Annotated in this window: 29 protein-coding genes and 1 riboswitch; of the genes, 19 read left to right on the forward strand and 10 right to left on the reverse strand. The window is 40.3% G+C overall.

Annotated features, from left to right (window positions below; translation table 11 throughout):
* Positions 1–61: 61 nt before the first annotated feature.
* On the reverse strand, positions 62–622 hold the full coding sequence (locus AE2B122_RS01100; protein ID WP_175072880.1) for a class I SAM-dependent methyltransferase: 561 nt from the start codon (positions 620–622) through the stop codon (positions 62–64).
* 169 nt (positions 623–791) lie between these two features.
* On the reverse strand, positions 792–1,430 hold the full coding sequence (locus tag AE2B122_RS01105) for a DUF1349 domain-containing protein (protein WP_175072881.1): 639 nt from the start codon (positions 1,428–1,430) through the stop codon (positions 792–794).
* Positions 1,431–1,608: 178 nt separating this feature from the next.
* Positions 1,609–1,705, forward strand: a riboswitch (guanidine-I (ykkC/yxkD leader).
* Between the two features lie 68 nt (positions 1,706–1,773).
* On the opposite strand from AE2B122_RS01105, the gene AE2B122_RS01110 reads away from it, so the two are divergent.
* From AE2B122_RS01110 to AE2B122_RS01140, 7 genes are all read left to right on the forward strand, one after another.
* Positions 1,774–2,115, forward strand: a complete 342-nt coding sequence (locus AE2B122_RS01110) for a multidrug efflux SMR transporter (RefSeq protein ID WP_305852003.1) — start codon at positions 1,774–1,776, stop codon at positions 2,113–2,115.
* Entirely contained in the window at positions 2,115–2,429 is a 315-nt protein-coding gene (locus AE2B122_RS01115) for a multidrug efflux SMR transporter (protein WP_095218249.1), read from the forward strand. The genes AE2B122_RS01110 and AE2B122_RS01115 overlap by 1 nt, the downstream gene beginning before the upstream one ends.
* Positions 2,430–2,600: 171 nt before the next feature.
* Entirely contained in the window at positions 2,601–3,452 is an 852-nt protein-coding gene (locus AE2B122_RS01120) for a MurR/RpiR family transcriptional regulator (RefSeq protein WP_095268634.1), read from the forward strand.
* Positions 3,453–3,596: 144 nt separating this feature from the next.
* Entirely contained in the window at positions 3,597–4,268 is a 672-nt protein-coding gene (locus AE2B122_RS01125; protein WP_095218247.1) for an RraA family protein, read from the forward strand.
* A 12-nt stretch (positions 4,269–4,280) separates the two neighbouring features.
* Positions 4,281–5,174: a DUF1932 domain-containing protein gene (locus AE2B122_RS01130; protein WP_175072882.1), complete on the forward strand. Its 894-nt coding sequence runs from the start codon at positions 4,281–4,283 to the stop codon at positions 5,172–5,174.
* A gap of 48 nt (positions 5,175–5,222) precedes the next feature.
* Entirely contained in the window at positions 5,223–6,566 is a 1,344-nt protein-coding gene (locus AE2B122_RS01135) for a TRAP transporter large permease subunit (RefSeq protein WP_095268636.1), read from the forward strand.
* Positions 6,567–6,588: 22 nt separating this feature from the next.
* Positions 6,589–6,840 (forward strand): hypothetical protein, encoded by a 252-nt coding sequence (locus tag AE2B122_RS01140; RefSeq protein ID WP_095218244.1) that lies wholly within the window; start codon positions 6,589–6,591, stop codon positions 6,838–6,840.
* Between the two features lie 82 nt (positions 6,841–6,922).
* Here the strand turns inward: AE2B122_RS01140 and clpP are convergent, their stop codons facing one another.
* Both clpP and AE2B122_RS01150 read right to left on the reverse strand, forming a co-directional pair.
* On the reverse strand, positions 6,923–7,504 hold the full coding sequence (clpP, locus tag AE2B122_RS01145) for an ATP-dependent Clp endopeptidase proteolytic subunit ClpP (RefSeq protein ID WP_095218243.1): 582 nt from the start codon (positions 7,502–7,504) through the stop codon (positions 6,923–6,925).
* A gap of 81 nt (positions 7,505–7,585) precedes the next feature.
* Positions 7,586–8,224 carry a sigma factor-like helix-turn-helix DNA-binding protein gene (locus tag AE2B122_RS01150; protein WP_175072883.1) on the reverse strand — a complete coding sequence of 213 codons (639 nt, stop codon included), beginning with the start codon at positions 8,222–8,224 and terminating at the stop codon, positions 7,586–7,588.
* A gap of 227 nt (positions 8,225–8,451) precedes the next feature.
* Here AE2B122_RS01150 and AE2B122_RS01155 point away from each other — a divergent pair, with 227 nt between their 5' ends.
* From AE2B122_RS01155 to AE2B122_RS01170, 4 genes are read left to right on the forward strand one after another with little or no spacing between them, the layout of a single operon-like run.
* A complete protein-coding gene (locus AE2B122_RS01155; protein ID WP_095218241.1) occupies positions 8,452–9,717 on the forward strand; it encodes an MFS transporter in 1,266 nt (421 codons plus the stop codon).
* Between the two features lie 14 nt (positions 9,718–9,731).
* Positions 9,732–10,508: a cell wall-active antibiotics response protein LiaF gene (gene liaF / locus AE2B122_RS01160; RefSeq protein ID WP_175072884.1), complete on the forward strand. Its 777-nt coding sequence runs from the start codon at positions 9,732–9,734 to the stop codon at positions 10,506–10,508.
* Between the two features lie 10 nt (positions 10,509–10,518).
* Entirely contained in the window at positions 10,519–11,559 is a 1,041-nt protein-coding gene (locus AE2B122_RS01165) for a sensor histidine kinase (protein WP_175072885.1), read from the forward strand.
* 12 nt (positions 11,560–11,571) lie between these two features.
* Entirely contained in the window at positions 11,572–12,204 is a 633-nt protein-coding gene (locus AE2B122_RS01170; protein WP_095268640.1) for a response regulator transcription factor, read from the forward strand.
* Between the two features lie 146 nt (positions 12,205–12,350).
* Here the strand turns inward: AE2B122_RS01170 and AE2B122_RS01175 are convergent, their stop codons facing one another.
* From AE2B122_RS01175 to AE2B122_RS01195, 5 genes are all read right to left on the reverse strand, one after another.
* Complete coding sequence (locus tag AE2B122_RS01175) at positions 12,351–12,632, reverse strand: phospholipase (protein WP_175072886.1); 282 nt, start codon at positions 12,630–12,632, stop codon at positions 12,351–12,353.
* Positions 12,633–12,951: 319 nt separating this feature from the next.
* The gene (locus AE2B122_RS01180) at positions 12,952–13,743 is read right to left on the reverse strand and encodes an ABC transporter ATP-binding protein (RefSeq protein ID WP_175072887.1); all 792 of its coding nucleotides are present in this window, start codon (positions 13,741–13,743) and stop codon (positions 12,952–12,954) included.
* A gap of 119 nt (positions 13,744–13,862) precedes the next feature.
* On the reverse strand, positions 13,863–14,375 hold the full coding sequence (locus tag AE2B122_RS01185) for a 2'-5' RNA ligase family protein (RefSeq protein WP_175072888.1): 513 nt from the start codon (positions 14,373–14,375) through the stop codon (positions 13,863–13,865).
* A complete protein-coding gene (locus AE2B122_RS01190) occupies positions 14,363–15,226 on the reverse strand; it encodes a RimK family alpha-L-glutamate ligase (RefSeq protein ID WP_175072889.1) in 864 nt (287 codons plus the stop codon). The genes AE2B122_RS01185 and AE2B122_RS01190 overlap by 13 nt, the downstream gene beginning before the upstream one ends.
* Positions 15,223–16,116, reverse strand: coding sequence for a RimK family alpha-L-glutamate ligase (locus AE2B122_RS01195; protein WP_095218233.1), 894 nt, complete (start codon positions 16,114–16,116; stop codon positions 15,223–15,225). Before AE2B122_RS01195 ends, AE2B122_RS01190 begins: the two co-directional genes overlap by 4 nt.
* A 112-nt stretch (positions 16,117–16,228) precedes the next feature.
* On the opposite strand from AE2B122_RS01195, the gene AE2B122_RS01200 reads away from it, so the two are divergent.
* The 3 genes from AE2B122_RS01200 (at position 16,229) to AE2B122_RS01210 (ending at position 19,893) form a co-directional block, all read left to right on the forward strand.
* Complete coding sequence (locus tag AE2B122_RS01200) at positions 16,229–17,464, forward strand: folylpolyglutamate synthase/dihydrofolate synthase family protein (RefSeq protein ID WP_175072890.1); 1,236 nt, start codon at positions 16,229–16,231, stop codon at positions 17,462–17,464.
* A gap of 54 nt (positions 17,465–17,518) precedes the next feature.
* A complete protein-coding gene (locus AE2B122_RS01205) occupies positions 17,519–19,258 on the forward strand; it encodes a sensor domain-containing diguanylate cyclase (protein ID WP_175072891.1) in 1,740 nt (579 codons plus the stop codon).
* A 107-nt stretch (positions 19,259–19,365) separates the two neighbouring features.
* Positions 19,366–19,893, forward strand: coding sequence for a YceI family protein (locus AE2B122_RS01210; protein WP_175072892.1), 528 nt, complete (start codon positions 19,366–19,368; stop codon positions 19,891–19,893).
* Positions 19,894–19,933: 40 nt separating this feature from the next.
* Here the strand turns inward: AE2B122_RS01210 and AE2B122_RS01215 are convergent, their stop codons facing one another.
* Positions 19,934–21,346 (reverse strand): prepilin-type N-terminal cleavage/methylation domain-containing protein, encoded by a 1,413-nt coding sequence (locus AE2B122_RS01215; protein WP_175072893.1) that lies wholly within the window; start codon positions 21,344–21,346, stop codon positions 19,934–19,936.
* 40 nt (positions 21,347–21,386) lie between these two features.
* On the opposite strand from AE2B122_RS01215, the gene AE2B122_RS01220 reads away from it, so the two are divergent.
* The 5 genes from AE2B122_RS01220 to AE2B122_RS01240 all read left to right on the forward strand — a co-directional run bounded on the left by AE2B122_RS01220 (position 21,387) and on the right by AE2B122_RS01240 (position 26,236).
* The gene (locus tag AE2B122_RS01220; RefSeq protein ID WP_175072894.1) at positions 21,387–21,830 is read left to right on the forward strand and encodes a type II secretion system protein; all 444 of its coding nucleotides are present in this window, start codon (positions 21,387–21,389) and stop codon (positions 21,828–21,830) included.
* Complete coding sequence (locus AE2B122_RS01225; RefSeq protein ID WP_175072895.1) at positions 21,817–22,218, forward strand: hypothetical protein; 402 nt, start codon at positions 21,817–21,819, stop codon at positions 22,216–22,218. Before AE2B122_RS01220 ends, AE2B122_RS01225 begins: the two co-directional genes overlap by 14 nt.
* 137 nt (positions 22,219–22,355) lie before the next feature.
* Positions 22,356–23,978, forward strand: a complete 1,623-nt coding sequence (locus AE2B122_RS01230) for a GspE/PulE family protein (protein WP_175072896.1) — start codon at positions 22,356–22,358, stop codon at positions 23,976–23,978.
* A gap of 11 nt (positions 23,979–23,989) precedes the next feature.
* Positions 23,990–25,030 (forward strand): type IV pilus twitching motility protein PilT, encoded by a 1,041-nt coding sequence (locus AE2B122_RS01235; protein WP_175072897.1) that lies wholly within the window; start codon positions 23,990–23,992, stop codon positions 25,028–25,030.
* Positions 25,031–26,236 (forward strand): type II secretion system F family protein, encoded by a 1,206-nt coding sequence (locus AE2B122_RS01240; RefSeq protein ID WP_175072898.1) that lies wholly within the window; start codon positions 25,031–25,033, stop codon positions 26,234–26,236. It begins immediately after the preceding gene.
* Positions 26,237–26,273 lie beyond the last annotated feature (37 nt).

Raw genomic sequence — 26,273 nt, forward strand, 5'->3', positions numbered from 1 at the left:
AAATAACATTCGATTTTAAGCAATGGGAATTTAGTTATGTCCAGCCTCTTTTTTATTTCTATTACTTATCCTTTTGAGCGAGGATAATATAGATGGGTTGATTTGCAATTTTTGTTGATGGATAAATTTTATCAACGATGGAAAAGCCAGCACGAAGGATTTGAGATTCCATATCATTAGCAGAAACTCTTGGTCCGCTTGAGTTCTCCGTATTCTCCAATTCAATACACAAGAATAAGCCTTTGTCTTTTAAAATTCTATTGATCTCTTTCAAAGCTGTTGAAAGGGGTTGAACTTCGTGCAAAGCAATGGAAGCAATAGCTATATCAATAGTATGACTATCTAATGTGATATCCTTAAAGTTTCCTGCTATAGTTTTAATATTTTCAATTCCTTTTCCCTTAGCTGCTGTGTCCAGGTAATTAAGAATATCTTCATCATAATCGAATGCATATACAGTATTAACACGTTCAGCAATAGCAAGAGAAATGTAACCAGTACCTGCTCCAAGATCCAATACATTGTCATCTTTCTTGATAGGTAGGAACTCAAACAATTTATCTGCTGGAAATCTTTCGATATTTTCTAAGTTGCTGATTTTCTTTTGTAATTTTGGATTCATATAAATATCTCCTTTAATCGTAGATAAAGAATGTCTTTAATAACTATAATTGATGTGTATCTTTTTGTAAATAGTAATCCACTACGATTATTTAAAGTGCCACTACAATTTCTCTAACATGAATTGAACATAAAAAAGCTGCCCTTTGGCAGCGTAGTTGAAAAGTTGGTTATAAGTAAGCTTCGTTCGGATCAGAAGATAGCTCCTCTATAGAAAGAAAATCAAAACAAACAGATTGATTTTTTCCTTGAGGGCTGCATGCAAATATTCCAGCTGAAATTGGAGCATCATCTGGAATGTCCAAATGAGCGATGCGCATTTGCATCCATTCTTCGCCATCCCAGGAGAAGTCCATATAACAATTTTGACCTATCTTGGATATTCGAAAGTGTAAGTCAATATCTTTATCTTTAACATATTGGGTTGACCAATCGGAATACCCTCGATTTGTAACAACAGCGCCCAATTTACTTAAACTGGGTGTTATATACTCTAAAGAAGCCTTAACCCATACATCCTTTGAGTAGCGAATCATCAATCCTGCATGATCATACTTTGCATTTGGCAAAGCTTTAACCTTTGTGGTCATTCTAAAGTTCTTTTCTGTTTTCATATAAAGAAAATGCCCATTGTCATTTTCAAAGCCATAATGTGTTTTTTGCCAGAAATCAGTTTCCGGATCGGTTTCTAAAATTAATTGAGAAGCTGTTGTGTCAATGGACCATTTCTTGGGTTCATTACGCCATTGGAATAAGCTATTTAATTCTTTACTTTCAAATTTCTCTTCTAAAAGTACTGATTTTACCACTTGGATCCCTCCAATTTCTGCAAGCATTAGGATTTCATTATCATTATACTTTTCCTATCTCTATCTAAGAATAGGGCAATATACTTCTTTAATGCCTTGTCCATTTAATAATGTCTTCCTCCTATTTAAAGCTTGATTTTTTAAGTAAGACCCTATAGAATGTAGTGAATTGAATATTGAAAATGTTTTCTAGGGTTCCGCAGCTGCAGCTGGTCTGGTCCGAGAGAAAACTCACAGTATTCACTGTGTCACGGAAGGATAAAAGCCTGGGAGAAACTGTTTAACAGTTACTCCCAGGCTTTTTTTCTTTTTAAGGACATACTAAAATCCGGAGGTGGGAAAATTGAACAAACATTGGTTCATGGTTATTGTGGCAGCAGTATTTGAAGTTCTATGGGTTATTGGATTAAAAAATGCAAGTGGTGCTTTGGAATGGATTGGAACTATAATAGCGATCGTGATTAGCTTCTATCTAATGATAAGAGCTGGGCGCTATATACCAGTTGGAACGGTTTATGCTGTATTTGTAGGACTGGGAACTGCGGGTACCTTTTTCTCGGAGATTCTATTCTTTGGACAGCCATTCGTCCTTAATAAGTTCTTGTTGGTAGCTCTATTACTTGCAGGTGTAATTGGTCTGAAACTTGTTACGAAAGATAAAGAAGCAGAGGGGGCAGAACAGTAATGGCGTGGACATTTTTAATTTTGGCTGGATTGTTTGAGATGTTTGGTGTAGCAATGATAAGTAAACTGCATAAGGATAAAAGCTGGAAACCAGTAGTCCTGCTGATTCTTGGATTTGGAGCAAGCTTTCTTTTTCTTTCTATTGCGATGGGGAGCTTGCCAATGGGCACAGCTTATGCCGTTTGGACGGGAATTGGAGCATCAGGCGGTGCGATAATTGGAATGTTATTCTTTAATGAATCTAAGGATTGGAAACGAATCTTGTTTATCGCTATGGTATTGGGAGCAGCGGTAGGATTGAAATTAGTTTCATAGGAAGTATCTCCGAATTGGGATTATTCCAATTCGGAGAGGACCTCTTTTCTGGAGTAAGCCGAATCCCACTTTGGGAAAAAAATTAAAAGTGTTATTATACTAAGTAGGAATCAAAATGACGGTTGACGTACTAAATTCTCATGTCATATCTCAACAGGAGCAGGTGATACATTGGGTGATTTAATTCATAGATTGCAAACCAGAGCATTTGAACTAACGGAAGCGCAGCGGAGAATTGCTGATTATGTTGTACAACATCCTATGGAAGTAGCATTTCTTACTGTCGACAAATTAGCCTCAACGGTAGGAACAAGTACAGCTACTATTATGAGATTTTCTGCGGCAGTTGGCTATTCAGGTTTTTCAGAACTGCAGAAAGAACTCCAAGCAAACATGAAGCATAAAGCTGCTCCTCAAACTAGGTTAGAAGCCAATTTAAAAGATGCTAATAAAAGTGAACTTTTACAACAGCATGTTGAATTGCAATTAGATAATATTCAATATTCCTTAGACAACATTGCTGAAGGTACATTACAAGAAATCATAAAAAAGATAGAAGCATCGAATAACATCCTATGCACCAGTGTACGGAGCGGAAGGCCAGTAGGAGAATACATTGCATTTGGGATAAATAGAATTCTTGGGAATTGCAAATATATTGATGCGGATAAGAGTGAATGGGTTGATGAATCGATCAATCTCACTTCGTCAGATTTAATAATAGCAGTAAGTTACCCGCGATATGCGGAACGAATTGCAAATATGTTAGAAGTAGCCAAGTCCTGTGGTACTGAAATCGTCCTAATAACGGATAGTTATTCTTCTCCAATAACAAAGTATGCTGATTTTATCTTACCTTGTTCCTCTGCAAGTGCAGCTTCTCATAATTCCATTGTGTCAGCAATTTTTATCGTGGACTATATATTAAGTGCTTTAGCTATAAATTATCCTGAAAGAACTAAGCCTAGACTAGATAAAATCAATGAAATTCTTACAAAAATGAGTTATCACACAAAACGATAATTGTGCGGTAACTCATTTTTATTTTGAATATTTTTATGAAAGCGCTTTACCAGAATGGGATAAAGTGGTATGATCGCACCATCAAAGTAATAATCATTACCTTATTTTAATTATAAGTAATAAATATTACGAGGGGGATTACAGATGGAAACTGTATCGTTATTGCCAATTGATTTTATTGAGCGGGCTAAAAAGCTAAATACGACGCTTCTTGCTGATGTTATGGACTGCACAGGTTCGATGGATTACCGGATCAAACCAGTAAGTTCTGGTATGGAAATTGTAGGTACAGCTATGACAGTAAGCTTAAGACCTGGAGATAATTTATTTCTTCACCAAGCTATCTATTCAGCCAAGAAGGGTCACGTTTTGGTGGTCGATGGAAAAGGACATACGAATAATGCTTACTTGGGAGAACTTATGGCTAGTTCAGCTCAGGCCCTCGGAGTTGAAGGTATTGTAGTTGATGGACTTGTAAGGGATAAAAAAGCACTGCATGAGTTGAAGTTCCCCATATACAGCAAGGGCTTTAATCCGAATGGTCCTTTTAAAGATGGTCCGGGAGAAATAAATGAAGTCATCTCTTGCGGAGGCATCCGTGTAGCACCTGGTGATTTAGTTGTAGGAGATGATGATGGTGTAGTTGTTGTACCTGCCGATCAAATAGATGAAGTGCTTCGTAAGGCGTCCGAAAAATTGTCATATGAAGAAAAACGTCTGGAGGCAATTGCAAAATATTCCCACCAGGAACATCCTGATCCAATGTCTTTAGCGCCAAAATGGTTAGAAAGCAAGATCAAACAATACCAAGAATAGGGGTTGAGAGATATGAAGTTAGGTTTTGTCGGGTTTGGAGAAGCTGCTTATGAAATGGCATTGGGATTGCATAGCGAAGGCATTGATAAATTTTATGCATTTGATGCTCTGTTAGATGAACCCAGTCTCTCCGAACGCATTAGAGAAAGAGCTTCCGAAGCAAATGTAGAGCTTGTGGGAAGTGCTAATGAAGTTTTGGATTTATGTACAATTGTTATCGCTGCAGTGCCTGCCAACAAGACGTTGGAAGTAGCGCGTTCACTAACCGATAGCTTTGAGGAAAATTTGGTTTACGTGGATGTATCTGCTGCCACTCCTGAAGTAAAGAAACAAGTTGCCAGTGTGGTAGAGGGTAAAGGCTCTCTGTTTGTAGACGCAGCAATGCTTGGTCCATTACCTGTTTATAAACACAAGGTACCAATCTCTGCAAGTGGAAGCGGTACTGATCTATTTATTGAGAACCTAGCGAATTATGGCATGCAAATTACTAAAATAAGCGACAATCCTGGTGATGCTTCAGCTCTCAAACTCATAAGAAGCATCTATATGAAAGGTGTCGTTGGTTTGATGGTTGAGTTTTTAGAAGCAGCCAAGACTTATGGAGTAGAAGAACCAGCCATTCGTTCCATTGACGAAACAATGAATGCCAAGACATTTGTTGAAACAATGAATCGGCTTGTAACAGGTAGCGCACTCCACGCAAAAAGACGCGCGGTGGAATTAAGTGGCAGTATCGAAATGCTGCAAGGATCCAATTTAGATGCGAGTATATCGATTGCTGCACAGAAGAAATTGGAACGGCTTGCTGAATTGAATATTCCAGACAGATATAAAGGTAGCAAGCCAGACACTTGGGAAGAAATCCTAGCGTTGTTAATGAAGGAAAATGAAGTATATCACACTTAATTTGTAAGCGTTTTATTTTTGGTTAGTGTCAAGAGGGAGGGAGAACGGATGACCGGTTTTATTGCGCTGGTAGTGTTCATAGGAGTTATTATTATCTGGAATGTAATAGTAAAGCGCAACATGGGGGAAGCGATGTTTCTAGGTTTCTTTGCCACTGTATTGTTTGGCGGAACAGATGCTCCAAAATTATTTTGGGACGGTTTAGTCTTTGCTTCTACTTATGAAGTTTTATACGCTGCTGTTGCCTTTGTTTTCATGGCTTTCTTAGTTGATCAGCTCAACTTGATTCAAGCTCTTTTACGCATATTCAATTCACTTATCGGAAAGCTGCCAGGTGGTGCAGCTTACATGAGTACGGTAGGTTCTGCTGTCCTTGGTGCTCTCTCCGGGTCCAACTCGGCAAATACCGCGACAACCGGATCAATCACTGCACAGTGGATGATTAGATCTGGATGGAGCCGTGAAACGACGGCGACTATCCTAGCTGGAAATGGTGGATTAGGCGCTGCATTACCACCGAATTCCTCTATGTTCATCATGCTTGGGTTTGCACCAATAGGAGCTGTAGTTGCAGAGGGAGACCTATATATTGCTCTTTTGATTGGCGGCGCATACCAGGTTTTATACCGAATCATTTTAGTATTCTTGCTTGTCAAGAAAAACGGTATCAAGGCTCTTCCCTCAGAGGATATCGTTGGCTTCAGGGAAGCCATTAAGCAAGGGTGGAAATCCATTTTCATATTCTTCGGTGCATTGATTCCGATAATCGTTACTGTTGGTCCGCTTGCGGACGCATTAGCGAACAATCCTAACATTGGACCAGAGGCAATGGATCAGATTTCGTTGATCACTTGGATACCAATTTTAATTATGATCATAAGTCTGATAATCGGGTGGAACAAAACACCAGGATCTCTGGCGAATTGGTCCCGGATGCTATCATCTGCTATCCCGCAGTTTACTACAATTGGGGCGCTCATGTTATTCGCGGTAGCTGCCAGTGAAGTTCTATCACAACTAGGGCTTGCGAATGATTTGAGTCAAATTACATCTTCACTTGATATACCGAAATGGCTGATGGTCCTTATGGTAGGTATATTGGTTACATTGGTAGCAGGGCCGCTATCCTCTACAGCAACGCTTACTGCAGTTGGATTAGTATCCTTCTCAGCTTTAACAGCCGCCGGAGTAGACCCATTGGTGGCAGTAGTAGCTATACTGGCATTCTCTTCAACTGAAGGAGCTTCTCCACCAGCTTCAGGGTCGATATTCATTGCATCCGGACTAGCAGGAGCAAGACCGGAAAAAACATTCATACCGTTAATTTTATATTACATGCTGCCAATTGTAACAATAGGCTGGTTAATAGGAATGGAAATACTTCCAGTATAAAAGGGATAAGGAGTTGGTAATTATGCGAAAGCTTGCAGAACTGTTGTTTAAAGTTTTTCTTGTCGCATTCCTAGCATGCGGTACATTGCTGGTGTTTGGACAGATTCTGGGCTTAATCCTGCAAAATGGAGACCTTATCATCCAAAGTGCAGATTGGTTTAAGAATCCCACAATTGTTTTGAGTGCAATATTCAGCCTTGTCGGTTTCTCGTTGAACTACTTGCCAAAAAAGAAAAATGTTAATGAACAAGATAAAAGTATGTCCGGCAGTTGATATAGCATAAAAAAGACCTGAGTTTTCATGACTCAGGTCTTACTATATTTTAATGTGTATTCTTGGGGAAAGAGATCTCCCTTTACTTCCGCAATAGAACCTGATCAATAATCCCGTAATCCTTCGCCTCCGTAGCGCTCATAAAATAATCCCGGTCAGTGTCGGCAGCTACTTTCTCGATTGACTGTCCGGTAAAATCTGCAATCATTTGGTTGATATGCTGTCTTTGCTTAATGATTCTTTTAGCAGTTATTTCAATATCGGCTGCCTGACCTCTTGCACCTCCAAGCGGCTGGTGAATCATAATTTCGCTATTTGGCAGAGCAAATCTTTTCCCGGGCGTGCCGGCAAGCAGCAGCATGGCGCCAAAAGAAGCGGCCATGCCTGTGCAAATTGTCTGCACATCCGGTTTGATAAACTGCATCGTGTCAAGTATTGAAAAACCAGCTGAAATTGAACCTCCAGGACTGTTGATGTATAGCGAAATATCCTTTTCAGGATCGTCTGCTGCTAGAAATAATAGCTGCGCTACAATCCCATTGGCCATACTGTCATTAATTTCTTCACTGACCATGATGATTCGATCTTTTAATAGTCTTGAGTAAATATCATAAGATCGTTCGCCAGTATTCGATTGCTCCACTACATAAGGTATTGCTGTCATTACTTACACTCTCCTTTCGTTTTTCATAATTAGAACGAATGTAAAATGACATACGATATGGGCAAAAAAATAACTGCAACCTTAGGCTGCAGCCATGCATAGATTCGAATTTGTTTGAAAGTAGAGCTTGGAAGTACGAAACACATTAGGGAGAATGCGGATCATTTCTGCTGGATCGCCTCTGTTGAGAGTTAATTCTATCAGCTCAAAAAACTCTTCCTGTTCTAAGTTATCCCACGAGCTCCGGACGAGGGGATGTATCGTGTCAGCTTGAATATTTATGCGTCCCCGATGCAGGAGCGCTTTTACAGCTGATTCATTTAATTCGAGCAGATCTGCAATTTCGGCAGATTGATAATGGAAAGCTTCTTTTAAAACAAACACAACCAGCTGCTTTGGAGTAAGTTTTCGCAGTTGCTCCATTTGCTGCACGTTGTCATGTCTTTCAGCTATCGTTGTATCCTGAATCTCAGAAACAAGCTCTTCTTTCTTTTGTTTACGTATTCTGTCTATCCAGGCGTGATAAGCAATCTTTTTCAACAGACTAACTGGCGGTGGAAAGGTGTCTTCGGGATATTTTATCAGCGTCTTTAAGACTGCCTCATGCGTTATTTCTTCACTATCCCATTTATTCTTTGTGAGATACAAACAGTAATACGATAACTTATCCATTGTTTCCTCTATCTGTGATTGAAGATCAACTTGTTTGGGCTGCTCCATTTTTTCACCCCTTTATTCCTTAGACGTTTTTATCTTTTAGAAAGATACGGGTATTCATTTATTTTACTATAAAAAAGATTTTTTACAGGATGCAACAGCTTCAACAGCTTTGTCAGTCGGAAAAAAGACTCCGCCTTAAGGCGGATACAAGTCCATTCTGTAGATTGTTTTCCGGGTATTTCCATTTGTTTATACTATGAATAACTAATGGAAAGAGGGTTGAAAGAATGGTAGAAGTAGCACCAGTAAGCAAATGGCAACTGTTTCGCAATCGCAATTTTAGACTCATTTTTATCAGTATGTTATTTTCCGCTCCAGGTTATTATGTGTACTTAATGGGCGCGGAGTGGTTGATGCTGTCCATTACGGATAATCGCTTTTATTTTGGAATGCTCTTCTTTGCAGCCTCCGTTCCTCGATTATTATTCATTGTTATTGGCGGTATAACAGCTGATCGCTTTTCAAAGAAAATAATTTTGCTTCTATCTGACGGTTCCAGGGCAGTATTGGTGGGTATTGTCATCGGACTTTTGCTAATGGATATACTGCAGCCTTGGCACCTGCTGGTTCTGTCTGCACTGTTCGGTGTTTCAGATGCTTTTTCTTACCCAGCAGCAGGGTCGTTATTGCCGGAAGTACTTAAACCGGAAAACCTGCAGCAAGGGAATGCAATGGTTCAGATGACGAATATGATTAGTCCAATTCTGGGACCAGCAATTGGCGGAAGCCTCATTGTGTTAGGTGGCTTTTCAGCAGTATTTACTCTGGCAATAGTCATGTTATGCGCAGCTACGGTGTCTATATCCTTGCTTCGAATCATCTCCCAGGATGAGGAAATTGCTGAAGTGAAAAAATCCCCATTAGAAGATGTGAAAGCAGGTTTTCACTATGTAAAACATAATCCGCTGATCCGGACAATTATGACAGTAAGTTTCTTTATCAACTTTTTCCTGACAGGTCCTGTTTCTTTATCTGTTGCCCTGCTGGCAAAGGATGTTTTCCAAACAAATGCGTTAGGTCTGACAATTTTAGAAGGTGCATTAGGAATTGGATCTCTTATTGCTGCTCTTAGTCTGGTGTTACTAAAAAATCTTAAAAGTCCAGGCCATACAGTAATTTTCAGCTTGATCATCATGAGTGCATTTTTCATCCTATACGGTTCTGCGCTTCATTTCTGGTCTTCGGCTGCAGCTATTTTTGTTATTGGTATATGTCTTCAATTCACCAATATCCCTATTTCAACTATGCTGCAGCAAACAACCGATCGGCGAATGATTGGCCGGGTGATGAGTATCATGGCACTTGCTTCAACTGGCCTAATTCCAGTGTCTTATATGGTAACATCAGCACTCCTTGGAATTGGTATCAGTATTCAGGTTCTCTGTATAACAGGAGGAATTCTTGTGATGATTACTGGAATTTTATGCTTGCGGAATAAACAACTGACTGCATTTAACAGTTATAATAAAGTAGAGCAACAAGAAATGTTATAAGCAGGTGGGATAATATGAAACGAATATGGAGTAATCTTTTTGCTATCGGAATAATAGTGATCGGTCTAGTGCTGATCTTGTCTAACATAGGTGCAATTGATTGGAATTACAGTCAGAGCTGGCATTATCTCTACCCTGTATTCATCCTTTTATTAGGGCTGAAAATATTAATTGATTTCTTGCGGGGAGAAGGAGGATTTTGGTTCGGCATATTTTGTATTCTGTTTGGCGGACTGCTTACCCTTGATCGTTTTGAAGTACTTGCATTTGAATTTAAAGATGTATTCAAGCTTTGGCCGCTTCTTATCATTTACTTCGGATTTAGTCTGCTTCGCTTTGGCAAGAAGGGAAATAAACGTAAATCTAATGTGAATATGGAATGGGAAGCTGGTACTAAAAAAAAGAAAGACAAAAAGAAGTATAAGAAGAACCATAACTATGCAATTGGAGAGCATCGGTTTGAAAGTGAAGGCTGGACAGTTGAACCTACCCAGGTGAAGAATGCTGTAGGGGAGTACTATGTAGATTTTACGAAAGCTCTTATCCCGAACGATGAAATACCATTCCATCTTAAAGGCTGGGCCGGGGAAGTACGGATAATCCTCCCCGATAACGTGGAATTTCGTTTGGAAGCATTGGTTAAGGCTGGGGAGATAAATGTTTTCGGAGAACTTTCAGAGGGCATCAACCAAAGCTCGTATTATGAAACTCCAGGTTATGCAGATGCGACTAGGAAGCTGGATATTTACATCGACTATAAGGCCGGGCGAATAAGAGTGGATCGGATTTGAGGTGACAGTGATGCTAAAAAAACTTAATAGTATTCGATACTCATACATTAAAACTAATTTACGCACATTGTTTCTAAATGCAATTCTACTCCTTGGTATCCTACTGTCTATCTATGTTTTGCTGGAACCTATGTGGCTTAGTGTCCAAGCAATTTTCACGTTCTTTCTCCTATATCTGCTTCTTCATTTTATTACATCCGTTGTTATTGGATTTCAAGACAGTAAAGAAATAAAGGATCGTATGGATTATATTTCTTTGTTCATTACAATGGTTGCTAATGGTAATTATCAAGCGAAGATTGTAGACAACAGCAACGATGAGATTGCCCGAATTGGTAAAGATTTAAATGAGCTGACAGATAAGATGCATACGCAGGTGAAATCGCTTCAACGTTTGGCGGATGAAAAGGCAGAGCTTGCAGAAGGTGCTCACCGAGCAGCAGCAATAGAAGAGCGCCAGCGCCTTGCAAGAGATTTGCATGATGCGGTTAGCCAGCAATTATTCGCGCTTACGATGATGTCAAAAGCCGGCATGAAATTATTTGATAAAAATTCGGAAGCAGCAAAAGACAAATTCACAGAAGTATCTCAGATTGCGCAGCAGGCTCAGACTGAAATGAGAGCATTGCTTCTGCATTTGCGGCCTGTCCATCTTTCAGGAGACTCTTTAAGCAGTGGAGTCAGGAAGCTGGTTGATGAGCTGAAACAGCGTACCCAACTCATTTTTCATATACAGATCGAAGAAACAATGGAGTTGTCTAAATCGGTCGAAGAGCATCTGTTCCGAATTATTCAAGAAGCTCTATCGAATACACTGCGTCATGCAGAAGCAAGTGAAGTAACAGTTGAATTGTTAACGAGGGGAATGGATGTGGCTGTTACTATCCAGGACAATGGAAAAGGATTTGATACGACAGCTATGCAACAGCGAAAAACATCGTTCGGGTTAAAATCCATGCAAGAACGCTGCGAAGAATTAGGAGGCACGTTTATGCTGCGGGCGAGCGTAGGTGTGGGTACACAAATAGGTCTCCGAATACCAACGAAGTGAGGAGTTGGAACGATGATAAGAATTGCTGTGATAGATGATCATGATATTGTTAGAAAAGGGCTGATAGCTTATTTAGAAACAGAGGACGGATTTGACGTCATCGGCCAAGCGAGCAGCGGTCGGGAAGGTGTCAAGTTAGTACTAACGGAAAAGCCAGATGTCGTACTCATGGATTTAATCATGGAAGATGGCACGGGGATAGAAGCTACCAAAGAGATTATAAAAGCAGGGTCTGCCACTAAGATTATCATTCTCACCAGCTTCTATGACGATGAACAGGTTTTTCCGGCTTTGGAGGCAGGAGCATTCAGTTATATGCTGAAAACATCAACAGCCGAGCAAATTGCCGAAGCCATTAGAAAAGCAGCCAAAGGTGAAACAGTAATGGAGGCTGCTGTTGCGGCGAAAGTGATGAACAGCTTTCGCCAGAAAAAACAGCTCCTGCATGATCATTTGACCGAAAGGGAATTCGAAGTACTGTGCTGTATCGGCCAGGGAATGACGAATCAGGAGATTGCGGATAAGCTGTACATAGGCATCAAAACAGTTAAAACACATGTGAGTAATACATTGGCGAAACTGCAAGTGAATGATCGGACGCAGGCAGCGGTGTATGTGCATCAGAATAAATTGCTGAAGTATTAACATAATAGCATGCTGATACGTTTGGGTTTACAATTAATCTTAGTAGATACCCGCTATACTTCTGGTACCAATGAAAAAGAATGCTATATGTTAGCATTCTTTTTTAAAAATATGCTTCAAACTGCTCTTCAAAAAAAGGAATGATGTTACTTTCTATATCTGCTACATGTTATTGCTGTTTGAAGCTTCATATAGTTATAGACAGTTTTTGCATGTCGTCCTTCTTGTGTGCGGGAATTGGTTAGAGGACGCAGCCGATTCAAAAACATCTGGTCGCATTCACATCGATTGCCATGTTTTCGATAGCACATATCATGCTGTTTACATGCAGCATCTACCTTGTTTACTGGAGCACCGGGGCCGCTGCAACCAGGACCGCACCAGTTATATCCAGGGAAAATACAGAAGCGGAAAAATCTCTGTGGCATTATAAGACCTCCTTATAAGAAACTCTATAGTCCAACCTATTCACAATGCATTCAATTTGTATAAGCGGTTATCATATCTCAACAAATTCTTGAGGCTTTTGTTAGTGTTGCTATGTGAACCGTTGCAGGTTATGGGAGGAAATCTGGGTAACTGACATCGATATAGTACATATATCTTTAAAGTATAAATACTCCTATAAAAAAAGCCGCTAATCAGCAGCTTTTAGTCGAAAATAATATTCTTTTATAGTACTTCATGCAATAACGCAGTGTTCCCAGTTTTAGATAAGGGGTTATTTTTATATTAAAAAAGGCAGCTTTACTTATTTGTCGCAAATACTCTCGAAAGGAGTGGGCGATTCTGATTCCACATTACGTTGACTGGAATCCCCAAGAACTCTGAGAGCCGCTCGCTTGAGATCATGTCAGTTGTACTTCCGGAAGCAAAGACTTTTCCATCCTTAAGCAGAAGTGTTTGGTCAAAAGTAGGTAATATCTCTTCAATATGATGGGTTACATAGATGATAGTAGGTGCGTCAGGTTTTTTACTGATTCTTTCAATGGATTCCAATAATGATTCACGCGCTAAAAAATCCAATCCGTTAGCAGGTTCATCTAAAATAAGCAGGGGAGGATCTGCCATTAGAGCTCGTGCGATTAAAACACGCTGTTTTTCCCCGAGTGAAAGTGTTTCGTATCGTCTATTTGCATAAGCGAAACAGCCCAGATCATGCAGCAGCTGTGCAGCTCTTGTTCTCATTTTATCTGTAGGTGTTTCATAGAGCCCGATGGATGCAAAAGCACCGCTAAGTACAACTTCAAATGCATTATCACCCAAGTCGAACTTTTGTTGAAGAGAAGAGGACACAAAGCCAATTTGTATTCTCAGTTTTTCGGCAAGATAGGTCTTTCCAAACTCCATACCCAAAACACACATGTTTCCGGTCGTGGGGAAGGTGTAGGCATTCAGTAAACTCAACAGAGATGTCTTACCAGAGCCATTCAGCCCGAATAATACCCAATTTTGCCCCTTTTCTATTTTCCAATCAAGATCCTGCAATATCCAGTTACCGCCTCTTTTGAGTGAAACTTTCTCCAACTCTACTATCAAATCTATTACCTCCTACAGACTGTTAGCTATTATGGTCATTAAATCAGAGATATCATATATTTTCAAAACATTGAAATAATTTAGTGTGTGGCGGTATGCTTTACGTTGCAAGTTGCCGCCTATAATGAATATAGCTGTAATTCTATCACAGCATGTTCAGTAATTTGTATAAGTGCGATTTTAGACAAGGTACCTGAAAAAGGTTCCAGCCGTTTCTTGGCTAAATGCTGAACAGCTGACTGTTGATCTAGGTTCAGATGGTTGGCAATAGTCACATGCGGAATCCAATTTTCCGGCGAATAAAGAGAAGATGCAGCTTGCAGGGCATAAACTTCCCGCTGGAATTCTGATAACAAACTGCTCGGATCTGGAAGCAGCAGAAACGAATCGCTTTTTATAAAGCTGCCAAATAACCGGAATCGTAAGGGCAGGGCTTCTGAGAGATCCGCGAATGGCTCAAGTTTTTGCAACAAATCAGAATTAAGTTCTGGGAAGGATGAGAAGGTGAGATGTGGGCGGTGCCCCATGCGCCGAAAAGGGTAATCTGTGATAGCTCTATCTCGCAAATCTTCCCACAATTTCACTATCATACTTTCGGTTACCTCATCAAAATAGCCAACTATCGCGTACATCCGGTATCCTCCATACGTTCCTTTATAAACTCCAGATAATGCCGGACGATATTCACATCGCTTACCTTACTAAGTGTTCGGCTTCCGACAACATCCTCCATTTCATTGAAAAGAAAGCTGCCATTCTCATCGAATAGAAAATCGATGCCAACAAAGCCAAAGTCGTAATGATTGACGATACGTTGGACAAGCTTTTGTTCCTCTGTATTCAATGTGTAAAGAGACGCGCTTCCGCCCAGTGTATAGTTTGCTCTGAAATCCTGATCACTGCTGCGAAGAACAGCAGCAATGATCTCTTTGCCAATTACAAAAACACGCACATCTTTACCAGGTGTCTGAGCTAACTGCTGCATAAGGACAGACTGATCTGCATATTGCTGCTGTAGATTCTGATACTGTGCTTCCGTTTCAACTAAGTGTACTTCTTTTCCACCACGGCCACTTGCCGTTTTCCATACAAAAGGAAAGGCTAGCGGCGGCTGAGGTAGAGGTGCATTTGTCTGCAAATGCATATCAACCATTGGAATATCCAGTTTTGCTATTTCCAGATGTGTTTTGATTTTGTCGTTAGCAAGAGCAGCAATCTCAGCATTATTAAAGCAGGTGATACCCGCTTGCTCCAACTGTGCGGTCAAAAGAGGATCAATTGTCCGAACAATGCTAAAGTCCGGGATGTCCTGTTTTTGCTTAGTATGTACAGATACTTGTCCATTTCGGAGTGTGACATTCAAGTTGTCTGTATAGACTAACTGTAAGTCTATGTTAAGAGAGACACTTTCCTCAAGGAACCAATCGATAAAAGCGGAATTGCGTTTTGCGTCTTTTCGATCGTAGATCAGCCAGCCTCTCATGAAAGCACCTCTTTAATGTAGGAGATGATTGATTCGGTTACGTCCACCCCTGTACAGTCGTAGATTGAGCGAATATGCGCATTAGAATTCACTTCACATACGAGCGGTTCTTCACCGGGACCGAATAGCAAATCCACTCCTGCAAAATCAGTTCCGACAGCATAAGCAGCTGTAATGGCCAACTCGGACTCTTTTTCGGTTGGCGTATACTGCTGCATGCTGCCTCCGCGTGACACATTTGCTCTGAAATCTGTATCAGAGGTACGGATCATAGAAGCGACAATCTTGCCGCCGACGATATTGATTCGTATATCTCTGCCGTGACTTGTTTGGATATATTCCTGCAAGACGAATGGATTCGTTCCTATTTCGCTAATCTTCTGGTGTAATGCCTCTTTATTGTGGATCAGATATACTTGTTCTCCGAATGAACCGAAAGCTTCCTTAACGACCATCGGAAAGCCGAGCTCCACAATGGCGGGATTAAAAGTATCCAGTTGTATCGGCATTGTACCAGGGAATATCTTCGGTGCGATAATCGTTTTTGGAATTCTTATCCCTGCTTCAGCTAGTGCCTGGTACATAAGAATTTTATTATCGCAGACGGCAATCGATTTGCTGGAATTATAAAGCGGAATTCCCATTGCTTCGAGCTGCTGGGCAAGCGGAATATCCTTGTCGCTGAAAACGACAAAGTCCGGCAGTTGTTGTTCATCATTAAGCAGGCTGTTGTCTGTTCCGACCATACCAAGCAACGCGTTATTTTTAATGATTTTCATTTCAATACCTTGGGCTTTGGCAGCACGCTGTATCCATTCAGCGAAATCAAGAAATTTCTTACCGCCAAGATGGCCGTTATAAATGACCCAGCCAAGTTTTGGTGTAGCCATAACTGTAATTCCTTTCTTTAGGTGATGCCCAACAAATGAAGAAATTATTTCTATAGTGGCAGCACAAACTAGTTTGATATAATAGTCAATTATACATGGAAGGAGATGCTTTATGTTTGCAAACCTAGCAGAAGCAGAAGCTTTTTTAACGAGCCGCAGACATCTTGGCATCAAGCCGGGACTGCATCGGGTGCAGCAGCTGCTGCAAGCATCAGACAATCCCGAACGTCGAATGAAAAGTATACATATAGCTGGAACGAATGGCAAAGGTTCAACATCGACATTTCTAGTTAACGCATTAACATATAACGGATATAAAGCGGGAAGCTTCATTTCCCCAACCCCTGGAGGATTCCTCGAGAGCATTCAAGTAAATGGCCAATGGATAAGCGAGGAAGCATTCGTCATGGAATGTAATGCACTTCTTTCTACTATAGAAGAGATGGATCGACAGGACAATCATCCGAGTGAATTCGAAATTCACGTGTGTATCGCGTTTTCCTATCTAGCAAAACATGCGGACATTAGTGTGATAGAAGCTGGTATGGGCGGACGCGGTGACGCGACGAATGTCCTGCAGCAGCCTTTACTCAGCATTATTACCAATATCGGACTCGACCATCAACGTTTCCTTGGAGATACGATTGAAAAGATTGCCGAGGAAAAGGCTGGGATTATCAAAGTTGGAGCCCCGGTCATAAGTGCGGTGACTCAAGATGAGGCGAGAGCAGTTATTGAGAAGCAAGCGAGAGCGTTAGCAGTGCCGATTAATTGGATAGAAGCAGATGATTCTGACCGACTTCACATTAATCCGCAAATGAAAGGAGCTCATCAACGGGTGAATGCGGCACTTGCCGCAGAGGCATGTCATTTGCTGCAGGAGATGGGATTCCGATTAAACATTGATAAAGTCAAAGAAGCTATAAATCAAGCTAAGCTTCCTGGCCGATTTGAACTTGTGGAAAATGTTCCAACAATCATCCTGGATGGTGCGCATAACGCAGAAGGGATGGCTGCTTTTATCGAAACGGTGAAACAAAATTACCCGAATAATAAAGTTGAAGTATTGTTCAGCGCTTTTCAGGACAAGCCATTTGCACAAATGATTCAGCAGCTTCAAGAAATTACAACTGATATTACTTTGACAACTTTCGATCATCCACGTGCAGCAGATATAGAGACTTTGTCAGAAGCATATACGGCAGTAGAAGTTACAGGCGATTGGCAGGAATGGGTTAAGCAGCTCTATAAAGACTACAAAACAGACACTGTCTATTTTGTAACAGGTTCCCTGCATTTAATCTACCAAGTCAGAAAGTATATTGTTCAAAATAGAAAAATGTGGTAGTTTAAATTATCTGAATCTTTATATGTGTACGGATGATAGGAAGGAAGAAGCTAGATGGTGAACAGCAGCAAGAAACGATTTATCTGGGCAGCTTGGGCTATCATTTGGCCAGCTTCCCTTTTTCTTATCTATCAACAGACAAATTTGGACAATTTTAAATGGCTTGATTTAGGTGCATTTACCGCACTGGCTGTCATTGTGGCTCTATTTCCGATCATGGTCAACCAAATTCCTGTCTTTTTCCTGAATGGTATCACGCTTGTCATTTATTTAAATTTCGGTTTGTTTGTAGAGATGATCATTACGACAATCAGTGTCACGATCGTGCTCCTGCAAGTGCGCATGACGAAACAAGACCTGTTTCGCATTCCGTTGAATTATGTGATGTTTTTCCTGATGAGTGTCTCGGCAGCGGGAGTATACAGGTTATTCGACTTTCCGGTAACTGCTGCACAAGCGTTGGATACACCAATGCATATAATTGGTATCCTGGCATACTCCATGACACTGTTCATGATGAATCATATCCTTATTACACTGACCAGAAGATATATTTACGGCAAAAGAGATAAGTTCTTTGAACGCAGCTTTTTCTGGGAATTCATGACGACTATCTATATCCTGCCAGCAGCGCTGCTTCTGCATATACTTTATCATGAAATTGGTGCAGTGGCTGTCGTGTTTATTGGATTTTCAATTGTCAGCACATCTTATATATTGAAGCTTTATTATCGAAGCAGAAGCATGAACGAGCACCTTCGTCTTGTAAGTGAGATTGGACATGAATTGACAGCCCAGTTGAATGTTAAAGAAACATTGGATTTATTTATGGAAAGAATCGTATCACTCGTGCCAGCGGATTTAGCTTATTTATATGATGTGACAGATGGCAAGGAACTGAAATTGATTCGGCTGTATGATCCGAAAGAGCGTTCCATTTACAAGCAGGGTGATCGGAAGAAAAAAGGAGAAGGTGTGTCCGGTTTCGTTTGGAAGAAAGGTGCAGGGGTCCGCTATGGAAAACGAAAACAATGGGAAAAGAAGTGGAATCTGACAGCTCCACATAGTGAAAGCCTTATGTGTTTGCCGATTGAACGGGATAACCAAGTCGTCGGTATCCTCGTCCTTTTATCTGAACAAAGGAACATTTATGAGAAATATCAATTCATGCTGATAGAGTTACTGGCCAATTTCATGGCAGTAAGTCTGCTCAACGCGCAGCATTACGAACAGACAAAGCAGATCAGTGAGCATTGTGCATTAACAGGCTTATATAATTATCGTTACTTTGATGATGCACTTAAGGGACTATTTCAGGAGCGTGCACCTGAAAATCCTGTGTCGTTGATTATGATGGATCTGGATCATTTCAAGCAAGTGAACGACACGTATGGACATGAAGCAGGTAACGATGTGTTGCGAGAGGTGGCTGCAAGATTGAGCCGGAAGATAGTGGATGAGGATGTGGTTCTAGCTCGGTACGGCGGAGAAGAATTTGCAGTCATCCTACCAAATTGCGGTTCTGCTCGAGCTGCAAAAGTGGCTGATACATTATGGCGCAGCATTTCTGCACAACCTTTCCATACAAAAAATACATTAGATTTCGATCAGAACGTCTTATTAAAAATGACAGTCAGTGTCGGGGTCGCATCTTATCCGGAGAACAGTGAAGATGAATTGGAATTGGTCCGGCATGCCGATCGTGCTATGTACGTCGGTGCCAAACAGAAAGGTCGGAATCGAGTAAGCATATACCACGAACTGAATCAAAAAACTGAAAACATTCCTTCGTAAAAGGAATGTTTTTTTTATAAAGTAATGCTTGACGTAACGAAGTAATTAATATATAGTTACTTACGTAAAGTAACTTAATAAAGAAATACCACTGAGGAGGAACAAACATGGCAGTTTTGAAATTAGATAAAGCACACAGCAGTATTTCATTTACGGTAAAACATATGATGGTATCTAAAGCTAAGGGGAAATTCGAAGACTTCGACGTACAATTCAGCGGAGACTTGAATGATTTGAATAGCGCTTCCATCACAGCAACAATTCAAGCAGCTACAATCAACACAGGCAATGCAGACCGTGACGGCCACCTGCAATCCGGAGACTTCTTCGACGCAGCGAACCATCCTGCCATGACATTCAAAAGCAAATCCGTGAAGAAATTATCCGATGATGAATTCGAAATCACTGGAGACTTCACAATTAAAGACGTAACTAACGAAGAAACATTCAAAGTAGAATACAACGGCACTTCCAAAAACCCAATGGACGGCAGCACAATCGCCGGCTTCGAAGTAGAAGGCAAAATCAACCGTGAAGCATACGGCCTGACTTACAACGCAGCACTTGAAACAGGCGGCGTATTGATCGGTAAAGACGTTAAGTTCACTGCTGACTTTGAGTTTGTAGTAGAGTAAGAAGGATATAGGAAAGACCTATCCCTTGGGGATAGGTCTTTTATTTTTGGCATTTTTGGTTGTTTGGGAGGATTTTAATACCACTTGCCTTGTTTAGCTTGTTAATAGTTATTTTGCCTTTTGAGCAAATGATGCCAGCTCCGTTATCAGAAGAGACAGTACCTTTTATGTCAATATCACCGTCTGAATAAAGTATTGAGCCTTCTTGGACTAAAAGGTTACCATTGATTACAATGTTCTTTTTTGAGTAGATGGAAGAACTGCCTTTTACCTCAACACCGCCTTTTATAGTGGTGCTGCCGCCCACCTCTATTTTTGCACTATTTTCAAGTTTGACATTTCCTCCAATATTCATATCTTTTACAGTAGATAAGTTAGCAAGTTTAAACAAATTTAGATTATTAGATACATTTAATGAGCCTCCAGATTTATAAATGCTAAAATTATGAAAATCCATTGAACCATTATATGTTGAGTTACCACCTGTACAAATAGTAGTATTTGAATAAAACCCACCGCTACCTACTTCCAAATTTGTATGTACCAACAATAAGGTATTTTCGTCTAACCTAAGTAAATTATTTACCTTGAGTGCATAGGTATCCAATGAGGCATATGATAGCAATTTTAAATCTTTATTTACGATTGTGCTCTGATCAACGTTGACATCCGCTGTGTTCTGTAGATCCATAGACCCTTTAGCGGACAAATCTTTGGTGACTTTGAAGTAATCTTTAAAGATAGATATATTGTTGTTTGAAAATGTAGTATTACCATTTACTATATTGTATGTTCCTTGATTCCATGAAGCGTATTGAGATTGAGAATAATTTAAATCACCATCATACATACTTACTGAATCGTTTTTCTTTTCTTTATCGAATCCTTTCTCGGTATCCACTATTTTACAGTACCCTATTTGAGAGTCACCATCTGGTTCTTCAATAGGTTCTTGAAGGTTAATTGTTAGTTGTTCAGTTGGAATTTTCGAGAATGCGGTGTCTACTGTATAAGAATCTGAACCAAAAGACTCACTTTCGTCTCTGCTTATAGTAAAATTTACTTGCAAAGTCTGCTTATCTGATTGAGAATTAAAGCAATCGGGCCTATTGCTATCCGATCCTACATAAGAAAATTGAAGATTAAGAAGTTCGTTTTGATCTGTTAAATCTAGCTTAATTTCATTTTCTGCTGACTTAAGCTTGTAGTTTTTATCGTTTCGATTATTTTGCTCTTCTTCTAAGCACATACCATCCAATGTTCCATTTTCATATGCAGTACGCAAAACCTGTGTTACATATGTAGCATCATTTCGCAAACTATTCGTTGCTTCTGCATTTGCACTATTATGCATCGATTGAACTACTAAGGATACTGCGGCTATTGTTACGATGCTAAATAAAAGCAATCCGCCAAGCAGCTCAATGAGTGTGAATCCTTTTTCGTTTGACATACTACAACACTCCTGAAGATTAATAGTAGAGGTGAGACTTTTGAAAGTATCCATACAAAGAGAGAAAGGCTTTACTTTGATTGAAATACTTGTAAGCTTAACTATTCTTTCAATCGTTATTATTGCATTCGTTCCAATCTTCACCCAGGCAGCCATACACAACAAAATCAATGGAAACATGCTGAAAACCAATGAAGCTGCCCATGTGGTTGCATCTGAATACGAGAATCTATCTGACTTTCAAGAAAAAATCACGCGGCTGCCAATCTGTAGTGAATCTTCTAGTTCAAACAGTATCCATCTAGGAAACAAGACAATAGGTGACACAAACTATGATACAAGAGTTGAATTATGTAAGTACGAAACTAGTGGCGTAAAAAATCTTGTACAAGCAGTCTTTATCACACTAGCAAACGATAATCCAGAACAAGAAGGTGAAGCAAGAAAATTCCTACTAGAGGTGAGCACCAATGCACAAAATTAAAGATGAGGAAAAAGGCGCTGCTTTAGTAATGGTCCTCTGGATCATCGTTCTCTTAGTATTGTTAGGTACTATATTGTCTGCTCAATTGCTGACCACGACCAAACAAATGAAAAGGCAAGAAGAATCCGCAATAGAGACAGATATCTTAAATATGGCAACTATTTATGTGAGTACATATATGAAACAGAATGGTGGGACGGATGGTGTTAAGGAAGAAGAATTATCTACCTTAGTCAATAATGTGCCAGGTTCAATTAATATTGATGGCTATGAAGTTACACTTACCCCAGTGCTCCAACTAGATCAAAATCAAATAGAGCTCACTGTGAGTATGAAGATAAATGAAATTGAGAGCAGCAATATAAAATATATTCCAATCTCCAAGTAGTTCCAAAGTTCCATTATATTTCCTGAATACGCTACTTTGGTATTGCTTTTAGATTTAATCTAAGACTATATTAATAGTAATCTATTGACAAGAGACATAAATGATTTTTGTAAAAACTTAAGATAGGAAGTGGAAGCATGGCGAAAAAGAAGAAGCTGGGGGAATTGCTCAAACGAGCAGGTCTTGTTACAGAAGAACAGATTGCCGAGGCAATCAAGGAACAAAGGCCGGGTCAGAAGTTAGGGGACTTACTGCTTGAAAAAGGATACATAACAGAACAGCAGTTAATAGAAGTACTGGAATTTCAGCTTGGCATCCCACATGTTTCGCTTTTCCGCTATCCCTTCCAATTTGACTTAGTTAAGCTTCTGCCAATTCAGTTTGCTAGAAAACATATCGTCATTCCTTTAAGCAGGGAGAATAATATTTTAACTGTTGCAATGCACGATCCAATGGACTACTACGCTATTGATGATATGGAAATGTATACCGGATTTTCAATTAAGCCTGTCATTGCAGCAAAAGCAGATATCTTGGAAGCTATCACAAATGTATACAAAGAGGCTGAATCGGGGGAATCCCGTTCAGATGCCGCAGCTGAAACAGCACCTGCTATACGGATTGTGGAACAGCTTATCAGTTCTGGTGTGCAGTTAAAGGCAAGTGATATACATATGGATCCATATGAAACAGAAGTACAGGTACGCTATCGAATTGATGGTGATCTTCGTCGTGAAAGAACGTTACCCAAGTCCATTCAGGCAGCTGTTGTTGCGCGTGTGAAAATTTTAGCTAATATGAACATCACTGAAACCCGTCTTCCACAAGATGGACGGATAAAGCTAAAAATGGAGAACGCGCACGTTGATCTCCGTATCAGTGTACTACCGACTGTTTTTGGTGAAAAGGTGGTTATTCGTATTCTTGACTTAAGCAATGTAATTAAAGGATTGGATGAACTTGATTTTAGTGATAAAAATTATGAGAAGTACTGTCGTCTGATTGAGCAGCCGTCGGGATTGATTTTATTTACTGGCCCAACCGGATCTGGTAAATCTTCAGGGCTATACGCTTCTATAAATCATTTAAATAGAGAGCAGTTTAATATTATTACAGTCGAGGATCCTGTCGAATTTGAATTGCAGGGGGTAAACCAGATGCAAGTGAACCCAAGCATCGGACTTACCTTCGCAACAGGCTTACGTTCGATTCTTCGTCAAGATCCGAATATCATCATGGTCGGGGAGATTCGTGATAGTGAGACAGCGGAGATTGCGATTCGTGCTTCGCTTACTGGTCATCTTGTTTTTAGTACATTGCATACGAACAATGCGATAGCGTCTATTCCGCGCTTAATGGACATGAATATTGAACCGTATCTTGTTGTATCTTCGGTATCGGGAGTTATTGCTCAAAGACTTGTTAAACGGATTTGCCGAGATTGTAAGGAAGCTTATACACCAACGAATATAGAAATTGATTTACTGGAAAGACATGGACTGGAAACAGATACATTATATCGCGGCAAAGGCTGTAATAGTTGTAAGCAGACAGGCTATAAGGGGCGAATGGCAGTTCACGAACTGCTCGTTGTAGATGATAAAATACGAGAATTGCTTATTCAGCAGCGTTCTGTAGATGAAATTAAGCAAGCTGCAATCGAAAACGGTATGAAAATGTTGATGGATGATGGGATAGGGAAAGCTGTGCAAGGAATGACAACTGTAGAAGAAGTTCTACGGATTACGGTTGATAGTTAAGGAGAGGCAAGATGAAAGATACATTTGATCAATTATTGATGACAGCTATGGAAATGAAAGCTTCAGATATTCATTTAACAGTTGCAGTACCTCCAATATTCCGCGTCCATGGTGTATTAAGGAGGCATCAGGGAGATAACCTGAAACCTCAGGATACTGAAGAAATGGCAAAAGCCATTCTTAGTGATAAGTTATGGAATCGTTTTAAAGAAGTAGGTGAAGTGGACCTTTCTTATAGCATACCTGGCGTTTCCCGATTCCGTATAAATGCATATCATCAGCGAGGTTGTGTTTCGTTAGCAGTGCGGGTAGTTCCGACAAATGTACCGACTCTTGCTGATCTGGATTTGCCAGATGTGTTGAAAATGCTGTCTGGAAAACCACAAGGCTTGCTGTTAGTAACAGGGCCAACCGGAAGCGGAAAAAGCACCACTTTGGCCGCAATGATTCATCATATGAATACGAGTATGCAACGGCATATTATTACGCTTGAAGACCCTATTGAATACTTGCACAAACATAATCAATGTATTATTGACCAGCGAGAAGTCGGGCTGGATACTGATAACTTCGCTAATGGACTGCGTGCTTGTTTGCGCCAAGATCCAGACGTTATTCTGGTTGGAGAACTGCGAGACTTGGAGACAATTTCTACTGCTATCACTGCTGCTGAAACAGGTCATCTTGTATTGGCAACGTTACATACAAGTTCTGCTTCGCAAACGATCGATCGGATCATTGATGTATTTCCCGCTGAACAGCAGCCGCAAATTCGCATCCAACTGGCTAGCGTGCTGACAGCGGTATTATCACAGCGGCTTGTACGTCGGGCAGATGGCAAAGGACGGAAAGCCTTAACGGAATTACTCGTAAACACATCTGCTATTAAAAACTTGATCCGAAACGGTAAAATGCATCAAATACCAAGTATCATGCAAACGTCTCGTGATCAAGGCATGCATACGATGGACATGAGCATTCGTAAAATGATGGCCTCTGGAATCGTTACGATGGATCAAGTGGCACCATTCTTGGAAGAACGAGGTGTGTAGATGCTTTACTATCAATACAATGCCAGAGACATGTTCGGCAAACCTAAGCGCGGTAAAGTGCAAGCCGAAAATAAAACGGAAGCTATAGAAAAGCTCCAAGCGCAGCAATTGATTGTTTTTGAGCTACGCGAGTTAAACCGTACCTTGAATAAAGAATTGTCATTCGGTAAACGAGTGAAAAAGAAAGAGTTTATCATTTTCCTGCGTCAATTGTCCACGTTGATCGAGTCTGGGGTGCCGTTGGTAGAAGCGACTGCTTTGCTGCAGGAACAAACAAAAGACAAGTTCTTAAAAGAAACCCTTAAGTATGTGCGATCTGACCTCGTTGAAGGTGTTCGTTTCTCAGATGCTGTTGCAAAGCACCCTAAGATCTTTCCGGAGCTCTTTGTCAATATGATACGTGCTGGAGAAGCGAGTGGAGAACTGGATGATGTACTCAACAAGATGGCGGTTTATTATGAGAAGCAATATGACATGAGGCAGAAAGTAATCACAGCGATGAGTTATCCATTCTTTGTCGCTTTTGTTGCAGTGGGAATCTGCATCGCGCTTCTAGTTGTTGTCTTTCCTCAATTCACAGGTATGTTTGCAAGTATGGATACCGAACTGCCAGCATATACACAATTTGTTCTTAGCTTATCGGAAGGAATGCAAAAATACTGGTATTTAGGATTTTTGTGCTTGCTGCTTTTTGTTATCTTATACAGAATTATTGTATCCAAGCCGCAGGGGAAACTATTTATGGACACAGTAAAATTGAGGATTCCAGTACTAGGAAGCTTCTATCAAAAAGCCATACTAGCCCGAATGACAAGGACAATGAGTTCGCTTTTGGAAAGCTCAGTCCCAATTTTAGATACTTTACAGATTTCAAGTCGAATCTTGCAAAATAAAGTAATGGAGCAAGTAATACAAGACTGCTACGATACAATTGAAAAAGGTGACTCGCTTGCTGGACCAATGGAAGCACACTGGGCTTTTCCGCCCATGATCACACAAATGATTCGGGTAGGAGAAAAGTCTGGATCTCTTGACGATTTACTACATCGTGCAGCCGATTTTTACGAGCAAGAGCTCGATTATGCTGCTGAAAGATTAAAAGCAATGATTGAGCCAGTTCTTATTCTTATCTTATCTGCAATGGTAGGGAGCATCGTCACAGCTGTAGTAATCCCGATGTTTTCCATGTATGAGAATATACAGTAATAAAGAACTAAAAAAATGACAAAATAAGTGTAAATAT

Source organism: Terribacillus sp. AE2B 122, from assembly GCF_902497585.1.
GTDB lineage: Bacteria > Bacillota > Bacilli > Bacillales > Amphibacillaceae > Terribacillus > Terribacillus saccharophilus_A.